Annotated in this window: 21 protein-coding genes; 20 read left to right on the top strand and 1 reads right to left on the bottom strand. The window is 55.4% G+C overall.

All coding sequences use genetic code 11. The annotated features are described in order from the left end of the window. The first annotated feature begins 20 nt into the window (after positions 1-20). The 20 genes from ACJO2E_RS12510 to ACJO2E_RS12605 all read left to right on the top strand — a co-directional run bounded on the left by ACJO2E_RS12510 (position 21) and on the right by ACJO2E_RS12605 (position 21,427). Positions 21-596: an acyltransferase gene (locus ACJO2E_RS12510; protein ID WP_406964241.1), complete on the top strand. Its 576-nt coding sequence runs from the start codon at positions 21-23 to the stop codon at positions 594-596. A 49-nt stretch (positions 597-645) separates the two neighbouring features. Beyond that, on the top strand, positions 646-1,734 hold the full coding sequence (locus ACJO2E_RS12515) for a DegT/DnrJ/EryC1/StrS family aminotransferase (RefSeq protein ID WP_406964243.1): 1,089 nt from the start codon (positions 646-648) through the stop codon (positions 1,732-1,734). 11 nt (positions 1,735-1,745) lie between these two features. Continuing rightward, positions 1,746-2,498: a hypothetical protein gene (locus ACJO2E_RS12520; protein WP_406964244.1), complete on the top strand. Its 753-nt coding sequence runs from the start codon at positions 1,746-1,748 to the stop codon at positions 2,496-2,498. 76 nt (positions 2,499-2,574) lie between these two features. Further along, the gene (locus ACJO2E_RS12525) at positions 2,575-3,825 is read left to right on the top strand and encodes a hypothetical protein (RefSeq protein ID WP_406964245.1); all 1,251 of its coding nucleotides are present in this window, start codon (positions 2,575-2,577) and stop codon (positions 3,823-3,825) included. A gap of 62 nt (positions 3,826-3,887) precedes the next feature. Then, positions 3,888-5,084 carry a glycosyltransferase gene (locus tag ACJO2E_RS12530; protein WP_406964246.1) on the top strand — a complete coding sequence of 399 codons (1,197 nt, stop codon included), beginning with the start codon at positions 3,888-3,890 and terminating at the stop codon, positions 5,082-5,084. Between the two features lie 44 nt (positions 5,085-5,128). Next, positions 5,129-6,358, top strand: coding sequence for an oligosaccharide flippase family protein (locus ACJO2E_RS12535; protein WP_406964248.1), 1,230 nt, complete (start codon positions 5,129-5,131; stop codon positions 6,356-6,358). A gap of 108 nt (positions 6,359-6,466) precedes the next feature. After that, on the top strand, positions 6,467-7,489 hold the full coding sequence (locus ACJO2E_RS12540) for a glycosyltransferase family protein (protein ID WP_406964250.1): 1,023 nt from the start codon (positions 6,467-6,469) through the stop codon (positions 7,487-7,489). Further along, positions 7,486-8,589: a glycosyltransferase gene (locus ACJO2E_RS12545; RefSeq protein WP_406964251.1), complete on the top strand. Its 1,104-nt coding sequence runs from the start codon at positions 7,486-7,488 to the stop codon at positions 8,587-8,589. The genes ACJO2E_RS12540 and ACJO2E_RS12545 overlap by 4 nt, the downstream gene beginning before the upstream one ends. Positions 8,590-8,692: 103 nt before the next feature. Next, positions 8,693-9,922 (top strand): glycosyltransferase family 4 protein, encoded by a 1,230-nt coding sequence (locus ACJO2E_RS12550; RefSeq protein ID WP_406964252.1) that lies wholly within the window; start codon positions 8,693-8,695, stop codon positions 9,920-9,922. Continuing rightward, positions 9,923-10,870 carry a UDP-glucose 4-epimerase family protein gene (locus ACJO2E_RS12555; RefSeq protein ID WP_406964253.1) on the top strand — a complete coding sequence of 316 codons (948 nt, stop codon included), beginning with the start codon at positions 9,923-9,925 and terminating at the stop codon, positions 10,868-10,870. Next, the gene (locus ACJO2E_RS12560) at positions 10,867-11,424 is read left to right on the top strand and encodes a sugar transferase (RefSeq protein WP_406964255.1); all 558 of its coding nucleotides are present in this window, start codon (positions 10,867-10,869) and stop codon (positions 11,422-11,424) included. Before ACJO2E_RS12555 ends, ACJO2E_RS12560 begins: the two co-directional genes overlap by 4 nt. 150 nt (positions 11,425-11,574) lie before the next feature. Further along, positions 11,575-13,506 (top strand): polysaccharide biosynthesis protein, encoded by a 1,932-nt coding sequence (locus ACJO2E_RS12565; protein WP_406964257.1) that lies wholly within the window; start codon positions 11,575-11,577, stop codon positions 13,504-13,506. A 113-nt stretch (positions 13,507-13,619) separates the two neighbouring features. After that, positions 13,620-14,234, top strand: coding sequence for an adenylyl-sulfate kinase (gene cysC / locus ACJO2E_RS12570; RefSeq protein WP_406964258.1), 615 nt, complete (start codon positions 13,620-13,622; stop codon positions 14,232-14,234). Between the two features lie 177 nt (positions 14,235-14,411). Continuing rightward, the gene (locus ACJO2E_RS12575; protein ID WP_406964259.1) at positions 14,412-16,178 is read left to right on the top strand and encodes an SLC13 family permease; all 1,767 of its coding nucleotides are present in this window, start codon (positions 14,412-14,414) and stop codon (positions 16,176-16,178) included. A gap of 225 nt (positions 16,179-16,403) precedes the next feature. Beyond that, positions 16,404-16,766: a histone-like nucleoid-structuring protein, MvaT/MvaU family gene (locus ACJO2E_RS12580; RefSeq protein WP_406964261.1), complete on the top strand. Its 363-nt coding sequence runs from the start codon at positions 16,404-16,406 to the stop codon at positions 16,764-16,766. Positions 16,767-16,986: 220 nt separating this feature from the next. Then, entirely contained in the window at positions 16,987-18,393 is a 1,407-nt protein-coding gene (locus ACJO2E_RS12585; RefSeq protein WP_406964262.1) for a mannose-1-phosphate guanylyltransferase/mannose-6-phosphate isomerase, read from the top strand. 274 nt (positions 18,394-18,667) lie between these two features. Beyond that, positions 18,668-19,657 (top strand): hypothetical protein, encoded by a 990-nt coding sequence (locus ACJO2E_RS12590; protein ID WP_406964263.1) that lies wholly within the window; start codon positions 18,668-18,670, stop codon positions 19,655-19,657. After that, on the top strand, positions 19,629-20,012 hold the full coding sequence (locus ACJO2E_RS12595; protein WP_406964264.1) for a hypothetical protein: 384 nt from the start codon (positions 19,629-19,631) through the stop codon (positions 20,010-20,012). The genes ACJO2E_RS12590 and ACJO2E_RS12595 overlap by 29 nt, the downstream gene beginning before the upstream one ends. A gap of 115 nt (positions 20,013-20,127) precedes the next feature. Further along, complete coding sequence (locus ACJO2E_RS12600) at positions 20,128-20,679, top strand: hypothetical protein (protein WP_406964265.1); 552 nt, start codon at positions 20,128-20,130, stop codon at positions 20,677-20,679. Positions 20,680-20,854: 175 nt separating this feature from the next. Next, entirely contained in the window at positions 20,855-21,427 is a 573-nt protein-coding gene (locus tag ACJO2E_RS12605) for a hypothetical protein (RefSeq protein ID WP_406964266.1), read from the top strand. A 184-nt stretch (positions 21,428-21,611) separates the two neighbouring features. Here ACJO2E_RS12605 and ACJO2E_RS12610 read toward each other — a convergent pair whose 3' ends face one another. Then, entirely contained in the window at positions 21,612-21,812 is a 201-nt protein-coding gene (locus ACJO2E_RS12610) for a SlyX family protein (protein ID WP_406964267.1), read from the bottom strand. Between the last annotated feature and the right edge of the window lie 73 nt (positions 21,813-21,885).

Here is a 21,885-nt window from a genome sequence, read left to right on the forward strand (position 1 = left end):
GCTAAGAGCAGGAACCTACAATGTCTGTGCAAATACACCCAAGTGCAATAGTAGACGAAGGCGCCCAAATCGGAGAAGGCTCCCGCGTATGGCACTTCGTCCACGTCTGTGGCGGTGCCGTTATAGGCAGGAACGTCTCCATGGGCCAGGGCGTATTCGTGGGCAACAAGGTCACCATTGGCGACAACTGCAAGATCCAGAACAATGTTTCCGTCTATGACAACGTTCACCTGGAAGAAGGGGTGTTCTGTGGCCCGAGTATGGTGTTCACCAATGTCTATAATCCCCGTTCCTTGATTGAGCGAAAGGATGAGTACCGGGACACCATCGTGAAGAAAGGCGCCAGCCTGGGGGCCAACTGCACCATTGTGTGCGGCGTCACCATTGGCAGCTACGCTTTTATAGGTGCGGGTGCTGTTGTTAACAAGGATGTGCCGGCCTATGCGCTGATGGTAGGCGTGCCAGCGAGGCAGATTGGCTGGATGAGCGAGTTTGGTGAACAACTGGACCTGCCTGTCACCGGCGATGGAGAGACGGTGTGTGCCCATACGGGTACCCGTTACCTTTTGACGAATGGGCTGCTTTCCAAAGCCTGAATACTATACTCCATCCGGCATACCTTCCCGATTCAAAGGTTAACCAAGCATGCAGTTCATAGACCTGGCGGCCCAGCAGGCCCGAATCAAAGACAAGATCGACGCCAACCTTCAGACAGTCCTGGCCCATGGCAAGTATATCCTGGGGCCGGAGGTGACCGAGCTGGAAGAAAAGCTGACTGCCTATACTGGAGCCAGGCACTGTATAACCGTAGCCAATGGTACTGACGCTCTTCAGATCGCCCAGATGGCTCTGGGTGTGGGGCCTGGTGACGAGGTCATCGTGCCGGGGTTCAGTTACATTGCTACGGCGGAAACGCCTGCGCTGCTGGGTGCTAAGCCGGTTTATGTCGACATAGACCCACAGACTTACAATATGGATCCGGCAAAGCTGGAGGCCGCCATCACACCGCGCACCAGGGCGATTATCCCGGTATCGCTCTATGGCCAGTGCGCGGATTTCGACGCCATCAATGAGATTGCATCCAGGCACAACGTGCCTGTGATCGAGGATGGCGCTCAAAGCTTCGGTGCAAGCTATAAGGGAAGAAGAAGCTGCAACCTGAGTGATATTGGTTGCACAAGCTTTTTTCCAAGTAAGCCGTTGGGCTGCTATGGGGATGGCGGGGCGATTTTCACCAATGATGATGATCTTGCCGTTATTCTCCGCCAGATTGCCCGTCATGGGCAGGACAGGCGTTACCACCATGTCCGCGTGGGGGTGAATAGCCGGCTTGATACCATCCAGGCAGCTATCCTGCTGGTTAAGCTTGATATCCTGGATGACGAGATCGAGGCACGGAATCGGGTAGCCAGGCGATATAGCGATGCCTTCGCCAGTGAACTGCCTGGAAGTGCGCCGGTTGTCCTTCCGCAATGTCGGTGCGCCTGGGCCCAGTACACCCTGGGTCTGAAGAACAGGGATGCGGTTGCGGAGCGGCTCAGGGCACGGAATATACCAACCGCAATACACTACCCCACGCCATTGAATAAACAGCCGGCCGTTCAGTCTGACGAGGTGACTTTACCTGTTGGGGATCTGGCCGCAGGTCGGGTTCTTAGCCTCCCCATTCACCCTTACCTGAGCGACGTTGATCAGGACAGGGTTATTAGCTCACTCATAGAAACCATTGGATGATCCCCTAGGAAATGAATCAAAGCGAAACGCAACAGCACCCCTTCGAGAAAAAACGTGTCCCATTTGTCGATTTGGTGAGGATTTTCCTGGGCAGGAAACGTTATTTCATACTCGGTCTGGCAATATGCCTGCTTGCCTCTATAGCAATCACCTATACCAAAGAACCCCAGTACCGTTACACAAGCCTCTTCCAGATTGGATCCCTGGAACGGAATATGCCAATTCAGGAGCCACAGGAAGCCGTCACCTTAATTGAGGAGGGTCTTTACCCCACTGCTGCCCAGGATATGGATAACGCATTCGGTGTTGGTATGACAGCTGGTCATGAACGCCAGAGTAATTTAATCAGGGTGCTGTCCGTTGGTGCTTTCGGCGACGCTGAGCGGATAAGGGGGCTCCATGAAGTGGTACTAAACGAGCTCCTGGAGGTCCATAAGGACGTGCAGCGGGATTATATGGATAAGCTGAGCAATGCATTATCCGCCGCCGGAGAGGAGCTAGAGCTGATTAGGCAGGATGGTCGACAGGTCAATGGATCGAAGGCCCAGATCCACCGGGAGAGAATGGAACTCCAAAAGCAGATGGCCAAGATCCAGGAGAGTGAGCTGGTGTCACTGGCCAGCCGGCAACGGCTGACATCGGAGTGGCGTTGGTTGATCAATATATTCATTGGTGTCATCGCTGGGATCTTTCTGGGGCTTTTCCTGGTTTATGCTTCAGAGTTGTGGGCGTATACAAAAAAGCAGCTCAGGGATTTCGGTTGATTGATGTGGCTGCATTTTGTGGTATTCGTTCGTTAGTTTGTTTATGCAACATTCATGTTCGAGGAAGCTTTGCTGAATGAGTCCTGATCCTCGAAGTGCCCTTGTTTATCTGAGGCTTGCCCGGCTGCCTTTGTTTTTGGCTATGTGCCTGGGGGTGATTGCCCTGTTCGCGCGTGTTCCCGGTGGTATTTGGGTTCTTGTACCATCCGTGGTTTTATTCTGTTTATTATTCTCCACGCGCGAATACTCGGTTACAGAGTGGGTTCTGGTGTGCTCACTGGCATTGCTTTCAGGATTCCGGATGGCTTCAGTCGCCTTGTATCAAGGAACGTTACTCGATGCTTTAACGCCATTGGTTATGTTGGCCGTCGCGGTTGCTGTGATATCGTCTCCATTAAGGCTGCGTAAAGCTCTCAGCGCCTCAGTGCTGGTCGGTTTTTTGTTGGTTATCTGCTTGGGTGTGTGGGAGGTCCTGGTCGGTCAGTCTTTGGCCATAACCAGGTATGGCCTCTCTGGCGTGTCGCCGCTGCTTCTTCAGGACCGGTTTGTTGTTTCGGCTCTTTTCCCAAACTATAACGATTACAGTGTCGTTCTTTTCTTTGTCTCGTCTTTTTTTCTACTTAAACTCTTTGACCGTCGTTCGTCACCACGAATTAAGTCTCTCTGTGTGGTTCTTCTGGTGCTTCTGATTACCCATGGTCTGTATATGGGGTCAAGAGGTTTTCAGTTGGCGATTGGTGTTGCGCTATTTATGATTATCCTGGCAAAGTCCAGTGGTGTATGGAGGCTACTTTTCCCGACGACCGTTTCTTTATCTGTGGTGACTTTCGTGCTGGTTTTCAGTGCGGAATTCCATCAATACTTTTTTGATGTGAGTACAGCAATAAGGTTAAGAACTATCGCTGTCTTTGGTGAGGTGTTAGTCGATAATCCGAGTGCCCTTTTCTTTGGTTTTCCTTCGCTTTCTGTTTATACGAAGGAAATGGCCATTTATTGTGATCTTTGTTTGGTTGATCCACATAATCTCATACTGGAAGTTCTGGCCCTGCATGGCGTGTTTGGGGTTGTTTTTCTGTTTGTTTTGCTGATTTCTGCGTTACGGTTCGTTTTTCTTGATAACAACTCGAAAGGTGGGATTCTGGCCCGGTATTTTTCCTTGCTTGTTGTTACATCGCCATTTTGGGGTGTGATATCTTCCTCATCTTTAAAATATTTCTATATCTATTTTTTCGCAATATTCTTTGTCGGGCTGGTGGCAATTGGTCGCCACAACCCTCAGGGAGCCGCTGCAGAACCTCACTACCACGGGGTGGTCAGCACGGAGTGACCTGGTTCGACAGGTGTAATGGCCCGCAGCCAACTTTGGCATGACTGACTTGAGCTTGATGTATGCATGTTCTCGTAATTCCATCCTGGTATCCCGATACTCCGGATGACGTAAAAGGCGTGTTTTTCCGAGACCAGGCGATGGCGTTATCGGGTCTTGGCCATAAGGTTGGTGTGGTCGCCCTGAGCTTGATGTCAGTGCGTACCCTGTTTCGCTCTCGGAAGGCCAGGAACCGTGCTTCGGTTTCCTATGAGGCCGATAATGGAGTAGCAACTTATCGAAAGTCGATTTTTGCCACTCTCCCAAGGATTCCCTACGGCAATTTCTGGCTATACCGGCACCAGCTCAGCAGGCTATTAGAGCAGTATGTAAAAGAGCACGGTCGGCCGGATGTCATTCACGCTCATTCAGCCCTGTATGCCGGCGCTGCGAGTGTATCCTTAGGCGCGGAGCTTGACATACCCGTAGTGGTGACGGAGCACAGTTCGGTCTACGCGAGAGGATACTATGCAGGTTGGCAATTGAGACTGGCCGAAACCGCGTTCAGCCACGCCTCTGGCTGCATATGTGTCAGTCCCGCCCTGGGGGCGCTGTTAGAGAATTTGATCCCGGTAACATCCGGTCGCTGGCGCTGGATTCCGAACGTGGTTGCAGAACGCTTTTGCAACATGGAAAGCCAAGCTGGCGCTGCCTCTTCCAGGATCACGTTTCTTAATCTCGCCATGATGACTGAGAATAAGGGGCAGTCGGACCTGATTGCCGCCTTTCACGATTTTCAGGCCCTGGTTCCGGAGTCTGAGTTGCTGCTTGGAGGGGATGGGCCTGCTCGTTCAGTCCTGGAAGGGCAGGTTCATGATATGGGGCTCTCTGGAAAAGTCCGTTTTCTTGGTGTGGTCCCCCCCGATGAGGTGCCCGGGCTCTTGGCTCGTGTCGATGTGATGGTGATCGCGAGTCACTATGAAACCTTCGGGGTGGTAGCCGCCGAGTCGTTGATGGCCGGTGTGCCTGTCATTGCCACCCGGTGTGGTGGGCCGGAGAGCATCGTGCTTGAAGGTGATGGGGAACTCGTGTCGGCAGGCGCACCCGATGAGTTGATGTCAGCCATGCACAAGGTGACAAGGGAGCTTGGACATTATGATCGCCATGGAATTGCTTCCAGAGCCCACAGCCGTTTCTCCGGTGTTTCTGTGGCTAACAGGCTAATCCAGGAGTATGAACGGGTGCTGACTGATTACGCAGCAGGGAAAGGGGCCTCGTGAGGGGCTTTTTGCTGCGGCTTCGTGAACAAGGCACATCCACTGTCTTGCGTCGCAACATTGGCATGACCCTTGGGCGCCAGGTATTTGCCGCCGTTGTCCAGCTTATTGTCGTGGTGTTGATTGCTCGTGAGCTGGGTCCGGAAGGCAACGGCTTTTATGCCATGTCCGTACTGGTGCCGACTTTGCTGACGGGGTTTCTGAATTTCGGTGTTGGTCCTGCAACGGTGTATTACCTGAGCCGGGGTGGCGTTTCCGCAGCCTGGGCGGTCAAGGGCAATATCCTGATTGCCCTCGCTGTTACTGGTTTGGGGCTCATTACGGCCGCACCGGTCGTATATCTCTGGGGCGAGGTGATTTTTCCAGGCGTCCCCATATCGTTGCTGTTCATCGGTTTTTGCGCGTTTCCGGTAACGTTACTGCTGGCCTATCTCAGTACGGTGCTACAGGGTATTGAGGACTTCAGGGCCTTCAATTTATCAGTGCTGATACCGCCTGTGGTGTTGTTACTGGGCGTTGTCAGTTCTTTCTATATTCTGGATCTCGGGGTTTCCGGAGCTCTGGCTTCCTACCTTTTGGCACAGACGTGCGGGTTGGTGGCTATTCTGGTGTTCCTGCGGAAGTTTCTTGTGAATAACGGTTCCAGCGCTGCCGGATTTTCGCTGAAAGCCTACTCTCGAAAGGTCATTGGTTATGGCTGGAAGGCGCAGTTGTCAAACGCCATTACGCTGATCAATTACCGGGCTGATGTGTTCCTTGTGAATTTCCTGCTATCGCCGATGTCAGCGGGGATATACGTTGTTGCGGTGCAGATATCGGAACGGCTCTGGATACCATCGCAGGCTGCCAGTACCGTCCTTTTTCCCAGGCTGTCGGCGATGCATGAGGATCCTGACGCACGGCATGCGCTCACCCAGAAAGCGTTTGTGGGGATGGTCGCGATTACTGCGCTGGCGGGCGGCGGAGTTGCGGTCCTTCTGTACTGGCTTCTGGGGCCGTTATTCGGTACAGACTACATCGCGGCTTTTCCTGTTCTGCTTTGGCTGTTGCCCGGTGTGGTGTTATGGGCAGGGGCAAGAATACAGTCCAACTGTATAGCGGCAGCGGGTAAGCCTGAGTGGAATATGTACGTGGCATTGCTGGTTGTTGTCGTGAATGTTGCTGGCAATATTCTGCTCATCCCGGAGTTTGGGTTGCCGGGCGCGGCGGCGGCAACCAGTGGGGCCTATGTTCTGGACGCAGCGATCAAGTTCTGGCTCGTTCGGCTGTTGCGTTAGTTCAAATATTCGGTGAGTAACCCGCGGGGAAGCATGCGCATTATCTTTCACTATCCTCTTCCGCTTGATCCTGAGTCCAGGTCGGCCAGCGGTATAAGGCCATTAAGAATGCTGGATGCATTTCAGTCGCTTGGGGTTCAGGTGGACCTGGTTTGTGGTTATTCAGCCGAGAGAAAGGCCAGGATTTCCGACATCAGGAATAATGTGGCGCGTGGAGTCAGGTACGATTTCGTCTACTCTGAATCCTCCACAATGCCAACCATTATGACGGATCCCGGCCATTTGCCGGTGCGGCCGCTTCTGGATTACTCGTTCTTTCGTTTCTGCAATAAACAAAAAATACCGATTGGTCTGTTTTATCGGGATATCTATTGGGTTTTTCCGGGGTATGGCTCAGGGCTCGGTTGGCTGAAAAGGTCTGCGGCCAAGCTTGCCTATTGGTATGACCTGTGGGTGTATAACCGCGTTCTGACACGCCTGTTCCTCCCGTCAAGGCAAATGGGGGACCATGTCCCGCTCGTCGATCCCGGTAAGTTTGCCGCACTGCCCCCAGGCCATATCACTCCCTCGATTCGCCCGGTCGGCGATGACTCATACGCTGACGACCGACAACTGAAGCTGTTTTACGTTGGAGGGATGTCGAGTCACTATCAACTGCATAAGCTGTTTTCGGTCGTCCGAAACATGCCGGGTGTCCAACTGACGGTTTGTACACGGGTGGATGAATGGAAGGCCGTCAGGAGTGAGTACCCTGAGTTGAGTTCGAATATCCGTGTGATCCATGAGTCTGGTGAGGCGATGCTTCGTGAGCTGAGGGCATCTGACCTGGCGGTTCTGTGGGTAAAACCATCGACCTACTGGGAGTTCGCTTCACCAGTGAAGCTGTATGAGTACCTTGGTTATGGAAAGCCAGTTTTAGCCAGTGAGGGCACGCTGGCCGGGGAGTTTGTTGCCGACCATGGGGTAGGGTGGACGATACCGTATGAGGATCAGGCGCTGAGTCAGTTGCTTTGCCACCTGACATCGACTGGTGATGCATGGAAACTGGTGCGTCAGAATCTTGATCGAGTGGCGCCAATGCACTCCTGGACGTCCAGAGCCCGGCAGGTTATCGAGGAGCTGGCGGAATGAGGGTGGTTCTGTTGGCGGCAGCGTCCTCGATCCACACGGTCCGTTGGGCGAATGGACTGAATGCGGCGGGATATGATGTCAGCGTTATCTCTCAACATCCGGTTTCAGACACGTTCGAGTCGGGAGTTCAGGTCCACCTTCTTCCTTTCAGGGGCATGGCGGGCTACTTCACAATGGTGCCTGCGGTTCGCCGGTTGCTCAGGCAGATCCAGCCTGACCTTGTCAATGCTCACTATGCCAGCGGGTATGGTACCACTGCCAGGTTGGCGAATTTTCACCCTCTGGTTTTGTCTGTCTGGGGGAGTGATGTTTACGATTTCCCGTTCAGGTCCTGGCTGCATAAACGGCTGGTAAAAGCCAATCTTCGTGCTGCCGATCTAGTTGTATCAACCTCTGTTTCCATGGCGAAACAGATTCAGTCCCTGGCACCGGAAATGGGTGAGATTCCAGTCACACCCTTTGGGGTTGAGCTGCAACCCTATGAGAGCGTTGCCCCCAGGGTTACGGATGACCATTCCGAGATCGTGGTGGGTACCGTCAAGGGGATGAAGCACTGTTATGGGATTGACTTGCTCATCAAGGCATTTGCGATTCTGGTTCAACGGCGGGAGCAAGGCGGTGTGCCAAGGTCTGGTGCAATGCGTTTGCGGCTTGTTGGTGGCGGGGAAGAAACCGCAAGGCTCCGCGACCTGGCCAATGGCCTGGGTATCGGGCACATGGTTGAGTTTGTGGGGCAGGTGCCACATGAGCATGTGCCCCGCGAACTGGAGAAGCTTGATATCTATGTTGCACTTAGCCGCCGCGAGAGTTTTGGCGTGGCAATATTGGAGGCCGGAGCAGCAGGGAAACCGGTGGTCGTCTCGGATGTTGGTGGCTTACCTGAAGTTGTGAACAATGGCGAAACCGGTCTTGTTGTACCTGGTGAAAATCCCGACGCAGCAGCTGATGCCATGGAGCGGCTGGTGATGGACAAGGACATGCGAGAGAGAATGGGGGTTGCTGCCAGGATGCATGTACGTGAGCACTATTCATGGGATGCCTCTGTACAGACAATGCAGTCTGTTTACAGACAGGCACTTGAGAACTTCAGAGGTCGTTAGCGATGCAGAGTGTTCGATTCCTGGGCAAGGGGGCTCACATCGTCAACTGGCCTTTCGGGAAGGACAGGTTGCCATTGTGCCCTTGTTCCTTAAAGGCCAGTTCATGAGCAAGACGGTCTGGATAATCAACCAGTATGCCTCCACACCCGAGAACGGTTACGCCGGGCGTCACTACTATCTGGGGAAGGAACTGGCCAGGCTGGGCTACAAGGTATATCTGATTACATCGGCTGCACATCATCTATTGCGCCAAAAGCCTGTGGTCACGTCGGCATTCACCTTCGATGAGCGCGAAGGCTTGACTGTCGTGTGGGTCAGGATGCCGGAGTATTCAGAGGCTCATAGCAAAATTCGTGCTATCAGCTGGTTTCTGTTTCCCTGGCGTATAAGGGCGCTGCGTCGACTCATCAAAGATGTGCCGGACGCCGTTGTTTGTTCATCCCCGTCCCTTATCGCCTACCTCGGGGCTCAGTGGTTGGCCAAAAAGTTTCACGCCAGACTGGTCTTTGAGGAGAGGGACGTCTGGCCAATGACCTTGACTGAAATCGGAAGCTATTCGTCGAGGCATCCTTTTATTCGTTTCATGCAATGGGTCGAGGATAGAGCTTACCGTGATTCCGATCAGGTGATTTCGAACCTGAAGAACGTTTATGAACATATGGAACAGCGTGGGGTGAGTAAAGAGAAGTTCACCTGGGTGCCGAATGGCTTTTCTCTTGAGGAAGCATCTGAACGAGCCCCTTTGGGCTCAGAGTGTGCGGCCAGATTGCCACAGGGTAAGTTCATTGTCGGTTATACCGGGACGATGGGGGTGGCCAATGCCCTGGGAACTCTAATAGAGGCGGCTGAATATCTGAGATCAATCAGTGACATCGCTTTCGTGCTGGTAGGTAGTGGCAAGGAAAAAGAGAGACTTCATAGAGAGGTGGAGGCTCGACAACTGACGAATGTTCATTTTATCGATCCTATTCCCAAGCTGGAGGTTTACTCGATGATGGAGCATTTCGACGTGTGCTTCATCGGCTGGCTTGATGATCCTCTCTATCGTTTCGGCATTGGCGCTAACAAGATTCCCGAGTACCTCTATTCCGGCAAACCTATTTTGCATGCTTATTCGGGAGCCTCCGACCCGGTCGCCCAGGCTCAGGCTGGGCTTTCTGTTCCCGCAGAGGATGCCCGGGCCCTCGCGGATGCTGTGTTGGAGCTTTATCACATGTCCCCCGACCAGAGAGAGAGATTTGGAAATAATGGCCGCAACGTGGCGCTGGAGGAGTATGAGTATCGGCAGCTTGCCCTTGAATTTCGTGATGTGATTTTCAGGGAGGCAGACTGAATGCGAGTGCTGCTGACTGGTGCGACGGGTTTTGTTGGAAAACGACTGGTTGAGGTGATTTCTGGTTCTGGTGGTCTGGCTCTTACAAACGCAGTCAGGGATAGCACATCAAATGTGCCGGGCGAGAAGGTTGTTGTTGGTTCGTTGGACAAAGCAACTGATTGGTCCCCCGCATTGGTCTCGCAGGATGTGGTTATACATGCTGCGGCAAGAGCCCATATCATGGATGAAACATCCCAGGATCCGCTTTCCGAGTATCGGCGGGTCAACGTTGATGGAACACTCGCTCTGGCACGACAGGCGGCTGAAGCGGGCGTAAAGCGCTTTATCTTTCTGAGCTCTATCAAGGTGAATGGGGAGACGACACCCTATGGCTGTCCGTATACGGCGGACGATAAGCCCACTCCGGCGGACCCGTACGGCATATCCAAAATGGAGGCGGAGCAGGGGCTGCGTGGGCTGGCAAACGAAACTGGAATGGAACTGGTCGTCATCCGGCCTCCGCTGGTTTACGGTCCGGGGGTGAAGGGGAATTTTGCCAGTATGATCGATCTGGTTGGTAAGGGGGCACCTTTGCCGCTGGGTTCCGTTCATAACAGGCGATCTTTGGTCGCTCTCGATAATCTCGTTGACTTGGTTGTTACCTGCATTGATCATCCCGCCGCAGCTAATCAGGTTTTTCTTGTGAGTGATGGGCATGATCTTTCTACCACCGAGCTACTGAGGGGCGTGGGAGATGCTATGGGTAAGCCTGCGCGCCTGGTGCCTGTGCCGGCGGGTCTGTTGATGTTCGCTGCTTCGGCGTTGGGCCGTAAAGCGGTCGCGCAAAGGCTGCTTGGCTCGTTGCAGGTTGATATTTCCAAAACGCGCGATCTTCTCGGCTGGGAGCCTCCGCTTTCTGCTGAAGCAGGACTCAGGCGTTGTTTTGTTTCGGAGAACGACTGTTGATTCGTTTGTTTGATTTGGTCTTTGCTTTTCTGGGACTGGTGTTGGGCTTTCCGGTGCTTCTTCTGCTGTTGCTTGTAGGATTGTTCGACACAGGTTCGCCTTTATTTCGCCAGGAGCGCGTAGGACGTGATAAAAAGCCGTTCACGTTGGTAAAGTTTCGCACCATGCGCAAAGATACCGCCTCCGTCGCCAGCCACCTGGCAAGTGCCGATGCGATTACGTCATTCGGTCGCCTTCTCCGCCGCACCAAGCTGGATGAACTGCCCCAGCTTTGGAATGTGCTGAAAGGTGAGATGAGCCTGGTTGGCCCCAGGCCCTGTTTGTTCAATCAGCAAGAGTTGATTGACGAACGAGAGAAGCGGGGCGTTTTATCTGCTCGGCCTGGCATTACAGGTTTGGCGCAGGTGAATGATATCGATATGTCCACCCCTGGGCTACTGGCGGAAACGGACCAGAAGATGCTGGAGAACCTGACCATGGGCGCCTATTTCCGGTATATTTTCATGACCGTTGCCGGAAAGGGGAGCGGAGACCGCGTGCCGGGGCGTGATTAATCCAGTGTTGGCTATAGATAAGCCGGATGCCCAGGGAGTGAAGCATGCATGAGCGCCAGACAATGTAATAGGTTACATAAATTCAACGGCTAACCCCGTCAGACTGATCTAGACTTTCCCCATCGACCCCTTAATGGCATAGAGATATCAATGCTCCAGGCATTCCTGAACCTCTCCCGCAATAAAAAACGCCTGATCTCCGTCCTTTCGGACACGGTTTTCCTGTCTTTTGCGCTGTGGGCGTCCTTTGCCCTTCGGCTGGAGGAAAGTACCTGGCTGCCCAGCACGGATCAGTTGCTGGTGTGTGGTCTGACGGTGGGTATGTCGCTGATCATCTTTGTGCGGCTGGGGTTGTATCGGGCGATCATCCGTTACCTCAGCGATAAGGCGTTTGTCACCATCAGTATCGGGGTGGGTGGATCTGCCCTTACGTTGATTGCCCTCGCGTATCTGCTGAATGTGTTCGTGCCCCGTTCCGTTCCCATTATCTACGGGGCCCTGGCGTTTATCTTTGTGAGCAGCACCCGCATGGGCGTACGTATGCTGGTGGGCCGGCCCAGGCAGCGCAACAAGGAGCCGGTAGCCATCGTGGGGGCCGGGGAGACGGGGATTCAGTTGGCAGAGGCCCTGCGGCAGGGAGTGCAGTATCAGCCGATGATGTTTGTCACCTATCGCCGGGCCAATCACGATACCCTGATCCACGGATTGCCGGTGTATGGCATCAAGCATATTGAGGCAGGCATCCGCAAACACGGGGTAAAAAGGTTGCTGCTGGCGCTGGACCCGGACACACGCCTGGATCGCAAGCAGTTGCTCCGGGATCTGGAGTCGCTATCGATTCCGGTGCAGACGGTACCCAGCATGTCGGAACTGGTGTCTGGCCGGGCCCGCATCAACGACATCCGTGATCTGGAGCTGGAAGACCTGCTGGGTCGTGAGCCCGTGTCACCGGACAGTGCCCTGGTGGCTTCCAGCCTCTTCGAGAAGTCGGTGATGGTGACTGGTGCCGGTGGCTCCATTGGTTCCGAACTGTGCCGTCAGATCCTGCGCCAGAGGCCGGCCCGTCTTATCCTGTTCGAGCAGACCGAATATGCTCTCTACGCCATCGAACGGGAACTGCGTTCGATCAATGCCATTGAGGACCTTGGGGTGGAGCTTCACGCGGCCCTTGGCAGTGTGATACACCGTCGCCGATGTGAAGCGATTATGCGTGCCTTCGGCGTGCACACCATCTATCACGCTGCCGCCTACAAGCATGTGCCCCTGGTTGAGCACAACATTATCGAAGGGGTGCAGAACAACACCTTTGGCACCTGGCACGTGGCGGAAGCGGCCATTGAAACCGGCGTAGAGCGCTTTGTGCTGGTGTCCACCGACAAAGCTGTGCGCCCCACCAACATCATGGGGGCCAGCAAGCGCCTGGCGGAACTGGTACTGCAGGGGTTGGCGGAGCGCCAGTCCGATACCCGCTTCACCATGGTCCGGTTTGGCAATGTGCTGGGCTCCTCGGGCTCCGTGGTGCCCCTGTTCCGGGACCAGATCCGCGATGGTGGTCCGGTAACGGTGACCCACCCCGATATTATCCGCTACTTCATGACCATCCCGGAGGCAAGCCAACTGGTCCTGCAGGCCGGCAGTATGGGGCAGGGCGGTGAGGTGTTTGTGCTGGATATGGGCGAGCCGGTGAAGATTGTCGACCTGGCCCGCAAGATGATCCATCTGATGGGGTTGTCGGAGAAGACGGAGGATAACCCGGATGGTGATATTGAAGTGCGCTTTACCGGCCTGCGCCCCGGTGAAAAGCTGTATGAGGAACTGCTCATAGGCGACGACCCGCAAGGCACCAGCCACCCCCGCATCATGATGGCCCGGGAGGCGTCCATGCCCTGGGCCGAGGTGGAATCCCTCCTCAAGAAGCTTTCCCTTGCCAGCCAGAACTTCGACTGTGCCCGCATCGCGGAACTGATCCGCGAGGCCCCCACCGGTTATGCGCCCAATGGCGAGGTGGCGGACCTGGTATGGTGTCATTCCGCCCTGCCTGAGGCGCAGCCGGAAGGTGATGTTCGTCGTTTGGGAGCATGAGAAAAAAGCAGAACGGGCCTGGCCATTGGTGATGACCTTCACTGCTATTTGCGGTACATATGACGAAAACCTATAATCTTATACCGTAATTCATTTCTGCTCAGGATTCTCCCTTGTCTTCCAATATCGTCTGGCACAACCACAAGGTCACCCGCGCTGAGCGGGCCAAAATCAAGCACCAGAAGCCCTGCCTGCTGTGGTTTACCGGGCTCAGCGGCTCCGGTAAGTCCACCATCGCCAATGCCCTGGACGTGGCCCTTCATCATCGGGGTTATCATACGTTCCTTCTGGACGGCGATAATGTGCGCCACGGCCTGAACAAGGACCTGGGCTTCTCCGATAGTGACCGGGTGGAGAATATCCGCCGCATTGGCGAGGTAAGCAAGCTGTTTACCGATTCCGGGCTGATTGTGCTCAGTGCCTTTATTTCCCCCTTCACCAGCGACCGTCGCATGGTGCGTAATCTTTTCCCCGCCGGCGAGTTCATCGAGGTATTCATGGACACGCCGCTCTCCACCTGTGAGGAGCGCGATCCCAAGGGCCTTTACCAGAAGGCCCGGGCAGGGCAGATCAAGCATTTCACGGGTATCGACTCCCCCTATGAAGCCCCGGAACGGGCCGAGGTCCGCCTGGATACCTCCGAGATGACGGTTGATGACTGTATCGACAGCCTGATTGACTATCTTCTGGAGCGGGGGCTGATCCTCCAGAACGGCCAATCCGCCTGACCTTTATTACCTTATTCAAATTCCGTATTTGGCATTCGGCCGGTTAAACGGTTTACTGTGTGCGCCCTGGTTATTAAAAGGGTTTTTGCTATTCCATTTAGTGCAAGATCACGGCTCTCGTCCAGATGAGACAGGGAGTTTTTACGCACACGGACACGGTTCGGGAGTCTCATTTCCATGGCGTGGGAAGCCATCTTTACGCTGGTTCTGCTGGTGCTGGTCCTGGGGGCATTGGTTGCCACCCGGGTGTCGGCGGACCTGATCCTGATGGGGGCGTTGATCCTCCTGGTCATTACGGGCGTGTTGACTCCCGCGTCGGCCCTGACGGGCTTTGCCAACCCGGGCGTGATCACCATCGCGACGCTGTACGTGGTGGCGGCGGGCCTGAAGGAAACCGGGGCGGTGCAGTGGATCGCCCGGCGAATGCTGGGCCATCCCAAGAGCGCCTCCGGCGCCCAGGCACGTCTGATCGGGCCCACTGGGGTGCTTAGTGCCTTCATGAATAACACCGCTGTGGTGGCGATGTTTATTCCCGCCGTCCAGGACTGGGCCCAGCGCCTGAACCTGCCTGCCTCCAAGTTGCTCCTTCCCCTCAGTTATGCCGCCATACTCGGTGGCACCTGTACCCTGATCGGCACCAGCACCAACCTGGTGGTGGACGGGCTGTTGCAGAGCCGGCTGGATATTCACCTGGGGCTCTTCGAGCTGGCCTGGGTGGGGATTCCGTTGCTGGTGGTTGGCGGCCTTTTCCTGGTGCTGTTCGCCACCAGCCTGCTGCCGGACAGGGGTGGCCTGAATGAGGAACTGGAGGCAGTCCGGGAATATGGCGTGGAAGTGGAGGTCGTCAGCCCGGGGCCGCTGGTGGGCCGCACCGTGGCCGAGGCGGGCCTGCGTTCACTGAATTATGGTTACCTGACCGAGATTGACCGCAAGGGGCGGCTGATTACCGCCGTGGAGCCGGACCGGATGCTCCAGCCCGGCGACAAGCTCTACTTTGTCGGCGCCCCGGAGTGTGCCAGCGAACTGAGGCGCATCCAGGGACTCAAGCCGGCTAACGGTGGCGTCCACAAGCTGGACCTGGCCAATCATCAGCGCTGCCTGGTGGAGGTGGTGCTGGGGCCGGAGTTTTCGGCCCTGGGGCAGACGGTCCGCGACAGTCGGTTCCGCTCCCGCTTCAATGCAGCCATCCTGTCGGTGTCCCGGGAGGGCAAGCGTGTGCCCGGCAAGCTGGGGGATATCCGCTTCAAGATGGGCGATACCCTGTTGCTGGAAGCCAGCCAGGAGTTTGCGGAGCAGTACCGGTTCCGCCGGGATTTCCTGCTGGTCAGTGCCCTGAACGATTCCACCCCCCCGGATTTCAGCAAGGCGCCCCTGGCACTGGGTATTCTGCTGGCCATGGTTGTGGTCAGTGCCTCCGGCCTGCTGAGTATCCTGGAAGCGGCGTTCCTGGCTGCGGGCGCCATGATTGCCTCCCGTTGTATTACCGCCAGTCGCGCCCGCCGGAGTGTGGATCTGCCGGTGCTGGTGGTGATCGCCTCGTCATTTGCCCTGGGTACGGCTATGTCGGAGACCGGCGCGGCCCAGTGGGTGGCCGGCAGCCTGCTGAATTTCGGAACGCTGACGCCCTGGCTGGCCCTCGCCCTTATTTATGTGCTGACCGCGGCCTTTACGGAGGTTATTACCAATAACGCGGCGGCTGTCCTTATGTTTCCAATCGCCCTGGCGGTGTCGGAACAGCTTGGCGTCAACTTCATCCCCTTTGCGGTCGCGGTCATGTTTGCGGCGTCCGCCAGTTTTATCACGCCCCTTGGTTACCAGACCAACCTTATGGTTTATGGTCCCGGTCGCTATCAGTTCACCGACTATATGCGGATTGGTGTTCCCCTGAGTCTGTTGGTGGGGACAACGGCCGTTCTGTTAATTCCCCTGGTGTGGGGATTCTGAACGCGGACGGTTTCAGTCGATACTGGCCGATCCTGATTAAAGGTTTCCGTTGGCCTATTTCCTTCCCGCTATTTGTGATCGCTGGTTTTTGTTATTTTTTCTTCATTTTCGCCCTGTGACGAATATCTTTAATCCCTGCAAGTAATGATTTATGATTATTGATGTTTCAGGGATGGAAATGGAAAACCTGCAAAATATCTCCAGTTTAAAAAAGGTTGAATTTACATGGCGAATATCAACGATTACTACCAGAAGAAACAGCTTCTGGAAAAGCTGTCTGATGAACTGAACAAGATGGAACAGGACCAGGCGCTGAAAAGTGACCTGGAGTTCGAAAACAAGATCAAGGGACTGATGGACCAGTACAAGAAGTCCCCGAAGGATGTGCTGCAGATCCTCGGCGCCATTGATCCTTCCGTGGCGACCGGCAAGGCCGACGGCGGCACCCGTGCCAAGCGCCCCCTGAAGACCTACAAGAACCCGCACACCGGTGAAGTGGTCAAGACCCGTGGCGGCAACCACAAGACGCTGAACCAGTGGCGTCAGAAGTACGGTAAGGAAGCCGTACAGGGCTGGCAACAGAACTAAGCCGGCTGTCTGTTAGCCCGGGCGATAAATCCCCGGGCTGATCCTCCCTATTGTTCCTGGTGTTTCTCCCTCGCTATCCTGCCAGTGTGTCGGGTGTCTGGATGTATTGCTTGTTTCCTTTCCGTATTGTTATACAGGTTTCAGATTTTCGGCTTTGAGATGCCAGCGGAATTCAGGGACAATTATGAAAGATCCCCATTCGACCTGATAAGGACCTGTCATGCTAGCGATCATTCTCTCTGGTGGTTCCGGAACCCGCCTGTGGCCGCTTTCCCGTGAGGCCTACCCCAAGCAGTTTATTCCTGTTGTGTCAGACGAGTCCCTGTTGTCGGATACCATTTCCAGGGGGTTGAAGCTGGGCGCTGATGTACGCGTCATGGCCATTACCAATGAAGAGCACCGGTTTGTGGTGGCGGCGAACCTGCATCAACTGGCCTCTGACCGGACCGCCGGTATCATCCTGGAACCGGTCGGGCGCAATACCGCACCGGCCATTGCACTGGCGGCACTGGCCGTGGCCGAGGAGAACCCGGATGAACTCATGCTGGTGATGCCTTCGGACCAGGTGCTGAAGGACGAGCAGGCGTTCTCCCGGGCCGTAGCCGCCGGGGCCGATGCGGCCCGTGAAGGCAAGCTGGTCACCTTCGGCATTGTGCCGTCCTCACCCCATACCGGGTATGGCTATATTCGTGCTGGCGGCAGCCGGGGTACCTGGTCCAACGTGGATGCCTTTGTGGAGAAGCCAGACGAGGAAACCGCCCAACGGTATCTGGACGAAGGTGGTTATTACTGGAACAGCGGTATGTTCCTGTTCTCGGCAGGGCGCTACCTGGAAGAACTGGAGCGTTTCCAGCCGACCATTCTGGAAGCCTGCCGGGCGGCCTATGGCGCACGTAAGGGAGATATGGACTTTACCCGGGTGGATAAGGAGGCCTTCGCCGCCTGTCCTGATGATTCCATTGACTACGCGGTTATGGAGCACACCGGGGACGCTGTCGTGGTGCCCCTGGATGCGGGCTGGAGTGATGTGGGCTCCTGGTCGACCCTGTGGGAAATCCAGCCCCAGGACGAGAACGGCAACGCCTGTCATGGCGACGTTATCCTGGAGGACGTTTCCGGTTCCTATGTGCATTCCGAAGGCCGCCTGATTGCCGCCCTGGGAGTCAGCGACCATGTGATCGTGGAAACCGACGACGTGGTGCTGGTGGCGGACCGCAATCGCGTTCAGGATGTGAAGAAGCTGGTGAATCGCCTGAAAGAGCAGGGGCGCCCGGAATACAAGCTTCACAAGAAAGTGCACCGGCCATGGGGAACCTATGAGGGCGTGGCCCAGGGGGAGCGGTTCCAGGTCAAGCGGATTACCGTCAACCCCGGTGCCTCCCTGTCATTGCAGAAGCACCACCACCGCGCGGAACACTGGGTTGTGGTGACGGGCACGGCCAAGGTCCAGCGGGGGGAGGACGAGCTTCTCCTGACCGAGGACCAGTCCACTTACATCCCCCTGGGTGTCACCCACCGGCTGACCAATCCCGGCGTTATCCCCCTGGAGTTGATTGAGGTGCAGACCGGCAGTTATCTTGGCGAAGATGATATCGTTCGCTTTGAAGATACCTACAATCGCGTCTAGACTTCACTGACATTCTTTCCGGAATGTGCCTCTTAGCCCCGTCGTATTTTTCGGGATGAAAATGTGACGGGGTTCCTGTTTTTGTAACCTGAGTTTCTATTTTTTCTGATATTTTGCCGGAAATGTGACGACGGCGAGCGACCCTGGCGATTACAAACGGTACTTTCGGGGTTTCACAGGGGCTCGGGCCGGGTTGGTGCCTGCAGTGGATTCTCTGCTTTAACGCAGGTGGATCCTGGCGTCCCCTCCGGAACTTGGAACGAGGGTGCTTTATATGCGACTGGGGCAGGTGCCTGCAACCGGGCGTACAGCTAATCCGGTGGTGATTACGGATGCCAACTGGTATCGGCTGGCCGATGACCTGGCGGTCGCCCTGGCTTCCTCGCCCCATGGCCTGATGTGGGTGACGGCGGAACGGGGAGCGGGCAAGACCGCCTGGCTGCATGCCTTGATGCCCGCTATGCGCACGGACTTCTACCTGGCGAACCTGCGCAACCCGCAGGAAACTCTGGAGATCATGGAGCAGCTCCAGGGCTACACGAACCATGTGCAGGGCACCTTGCCTACCCTCGTCCTGGACAACCTGTCCCCCGCCGACCTGATGGCCCTGATGGCGGAGCCGGATCACCCCGCCCGCCAACTGCTGTCCAACTATATCGGCCCCCTGCTGTTACTGAGCCCGGAGCGGGACGATGATGCGGTGGCTGCACGCCGTATGGAGCGCCTGATGGGGCGATCGCTGATCCGTCATGACCTGCCGGCCAGCAGCCATGCCCAGAATCACGCCATCCTGGTGGCGCATCGGCCGGTGATCGAGGCGCGCTGGCAGGTGCGGATCACCGATGCCGCCATGGGGCTGGCAACGTCGGGCCTGCATTACCGTGCAACGCCGGGCCAGGTGGTGGAGTGGATGGAGCGGGCCGCCGCCCGTGTGTCGGTCATCGCCGAGGAAGGGCCGGCGGAATGCCGCCGCCTGCTGGCGGAACTGGATACCCTGACCCAGCGTATTGAAGCCAACCATGAAACCGGTGAGCCGGTGGAAGAGCTTGAGCGGCAGTTGTCCCAGCTGTCCCTGGAACTGACGGCGGCGGAAGTGGACTGGCTGGAGCGCCAGGCCAGGGGCACCCTGCGGCAGGTTTTCCCGGACGATGTCCGTGCAGAGCTTGAATCCATAACCGGCACAAGCGATTATCCTGACTTGCATGTTCCAACCAACGTCCCCGGAGGCGCCCGCAGTGCAGGATCTGGAAATCTACGTTCGTGACCTTGACCCCGCCCGCCTGACCATCTGGCTGGAAGCCAACTTCGACCAGCTCCTTGTCCCCCTGACACCTTTCGGCAACAAGCCCGGCCTCTACAAGGGTGAGGGCCGCTACGCCGACCACCTGGTCCGCATCAGTGTCTATGCCGATGCCTTCGGCAAACGTTTCAGCTCAGTCGTGCTGGAAGGCGAAGACCTGCCCTGGACCACCGACCTGGACTGCGCCCGCAGCGCCTGGCGAACCCTGGAAACGGAAATTCGCTGCAGCCAGGGTGAATGGCAGGAGGGCGACCCGGTCCAGGAAGAGAAATGGTGGCGGCTGGATAGCCGGGGTGAGCAGTTGGTGGTGTGGAATTAGTTCATTACGAAGCGGTAATTCCTGTGGGTCTGCCCGCCCATTGATTCTGGATTGGCCTTGGGTGATCATCAAAGAAGGATGATTATTGCTCAACAACTTGATAAGGATATCAAATATGACGGATCTCCCTACCGTTAACGACCTCCCTTATTTCCTACCACGAGATATCGACGACCAATTGAGGGCGCTTGCCAGCATTCTGGAGATACCATATCCGCTAGTGGAAAACACGGGTGAAACCGGTCTGGAAGCGATGACGCTGACGATCTTGTTTCGCCATCTCGAAAAGCGTGAAAGGGACGCTGCGTTAAGAGCGATTCATGAGCTAGAGGATCGCCAGTTGATTGGACTCTTGAGAAGGAAGGCAACGGAGACTGCGTTCGTCAACGAACGTTGGGGTATTTGGTCAATGACGAATGAAGAGCTTGAGAACGACAAAGCTTTTCATGACATGCTGGTGACCATCGGCGGTGTTCTTGGTTTCACCTTTTCAGCCACGAGCGGTAAAGATCTGGCAAAGCAAGTAGTCAGAGAGCGCCGTTTACCGAAGCGTGGGATGGCAACAATTGTGATTTGGGTGTCCCTACTTTCAAGCCATAATAGCTCGGTTAAGCTTGGGGAAGAGCTTGAACGGCGTACGCAGCAAAAAAGTTCAGCTTATTACTGATGTGGTTGTCGCTCGTCATTAACGTCAGTGTCCGGGCCTTTGCTTGCATAGCGGTGGTTTATTTGTGGCACCACAGCAGTAGTGATCAGCGGGTAATCTGGTACTGGGCGACGTGGGGGACATCCTTTTTCTACGGTTTGTGGCTTTCCTACCAATATCTACGAAGGATCAAGTCATGATGTTTACGAGAACTGCGCTGAAGCTATTAGTTATGGCTCTCGTTACGCTGCCTGCTGCATCCTTTGGTCAAGGGCTATTGACATGTAGCGGTAACAGCCGGTACATGGCGGACGCGGATATTGATAGAAGCGACGAATCAGGGTATGTGAACCACGAATTTTTGTACACGCGGAAAGGCCACTTTTGGGTTGGTGTGGTTTATGAATTTCTTGATGGCAAAGAAGGCGCAGTTCTATACGAAGGGCTGTCTGAGACTGACACGGAAAAAGACTCAGTTCAGAAGCTAACAGCGAACTTTAAAAATGCGCTCTTGGAGGGTTCTTTGTACCATGACGTTGAGGAACTGGGTCTCAGCCAATCTGATGGCCGCTATTTTGCCACTTTTCTTGCCCATTTTTATGAGGATGCTGATCTATACGCGGTCCACGGTAGTTTCCGGCATGGCCGATTGACCTTCTTCAGGACTCATACGGCGTTGGAGGACGAGGACAATTCGGATGAAATAGTTCCCGTTGCAATCGAATCTCTGAATGAAATGATCAATAATTGTTCGTTCAATGAAGCTTAATCTGTTTGTACAGGCCCTCTACCTGGTCCTGATTCTGATATTCGGCACTGTGTGGCTATGGGGAGATCCTGAGTGGAGGACCCCTGTCTTTTACTTGACATTTTTCCTGGGGGTTACCTTTTTTGCCTGGATGGGCTACCTTTTGGATGTCAAGGAGGACTCTTAAGTTTCCTCTAGCCCCTGTTCAGTAGTGGGGCGGCGGCGTTTCTTGATCCTCGTTCTTGATATTTGACGGCGCGATTTCAGATAGCTGCTTCTTCAGGTGCTGTTTCGCTTCCCATAACTTGCGGATATCCAGTTCCTGCTGTGCGACCTGATCGGACAGGGTGTTGATCAGCTCATCCTGGAAAGCCAGCCGGGTTTCCAGCTCATCCATTCTTGCCATGAGTTTTTCTGTCGCGTTTGTGTCGGTGTTCGCCATAGGTGTGGAACGCTTTGGTCAGGTTTGTGGTGAATCT

Source organism: Marinobacter shunpengi (assembly GCF_045449695.1).
Lineage (GTDB): Bacteria > Pseudomonadota > Gammaproteobacteria > Pseudomonadales > Oleiphilaceae > Marinobacter.

What these genes read in the sequence shown, in the direction of transcription:
- ACJO2E_RS12515 (WP_406964243.1), top strand. Translation starts at nt 646, where the DNA reads ATGCAGTTCATAGACCTGGCGGCCCAGCAGGCCCGAATCAAAGACAAG.
- ACJO2E_RS12565 (WP_406964257.1), top strand. Translation starts at nt 11,575, where the DNA reads ATGCTCCAGGCATTCCTGAACCTCTCCCGCAATAAAAAACGCCTGATC.
- ACJO2E_RS12580 (WP_406964261.1), top strand. Translation starts at nt 16,404, where the DNA reads ATGGCGAATATCAACGATTACTACCAGAAGAAACAGCTTCTGGAAAAG.
- ACJO2E_RS12600 (WP_406964265.1), top strand. Translation starts at nt 20,128, where the DNA reads ATGACGGATCTCCCTACCGTTAACGACCTCCCTTATTTCCTACCACGA.
- ACJO2E_RS12545 (WP_406964251.1), top strand. Translation starts at nt 7,486, where the DNA reads ATGAGGGTGGTTCTGTTGGCGGCAGCGTCCTCGATCCACACGGTCCGT.
- ACJO2E_RS12550 (WP_406964252.1), top strand. Translation starts at nt 8,693, where the DNA reads ATGAGCAAGACGGTCTGGATAATCAACCAGTATGCCTCCACACCCGAG.
- ACJO2E_RS12540 (WP_406964250.1), top strand. Translation starts at nt 6,467, where the DNA reads ATGCTGGATGCATTTCAGTCGCTTGGGGTTCAGGTGGACCTGGTTTGT.
- ACJO2E_RS12610 (WP_406964267.1), bottom strand. Translation starts at nt 21,812, where the DNA reads ATGGCAAGAATGGATGAGCTGGAAACCCGGCTGGCTTTCCAGGATGAG.
- ACJO2E_RS12605 (WP_406964266.1), top strand. Translation starts at nt 20,855, where the DNA reads ATGATGTTTACGAGAACTGCGCTGAAGCTATTAGTTATGGCTCTCGTT.
- ACJO2E_RS12530 (WP_406964246.1), top strand. Translation starts at nt 3,888, where the DNA reads ATGCATGTTCTCGTAATTCCATCCTGGTATCCCGATACTCCGGATGAC.
- ACJO2E_RS12585 (WP_406964262.1), top strand. Translation starts at nt 16,987, where the DNA reads ATGCTAGCGATCATTCTCTCTGGTGGTTCCGGAACCCGCCTGTGGCCG.
- ACJO2E_RS12510 (WP_406964241.1), top strand. Translation starts at nt 21, where the DNA reads ATGTCTGTGCAAATACACCCAAGTGCAATAGTAGACGAAGGCGCCCAA.
- ACJO2E_RS12525 (WP_406964245.1), top strand. Translation starts at nt 2,575, where the DNA reads ATGAGTCCTGATCCTCGAAGTGCCCTTGTTTATCTGAGGCTTGCCCGG.
- ACJO2E_RS12575 (WP_406964259.1), top strand. Translation starts at nt 14,412, where the DNA reads ATGGCGTGGGAAGCCATCTTTACGCTGGTTCTGCTGGTGCTGGTCCTG.
- ACJO2E_RS12555 (WP_406964253.1), top strand. Translation starts at nt 9,923, where the DNA reads ATGCGAGTGCTGCTGACTGGTGCGACGGGTTTTGTTGGAAAACGACTG.
- ACJO2E_RS12590 (WP_406964263.1), top strand. Translation starts at nt 18,668, where the DNA reads ATGCGACTGGGGCAGGTGCCTGCAACCGGGCGTACAGCTAATCCGGTG.
- ACJO2E_RS12520 (WP_406964244.1), top strand. Translation starts at nt 1,746, where the DNA reads ATGAATCAAAGCGAAACGCAACAGCACCCCTTCGAGAAAAAACGTGTC.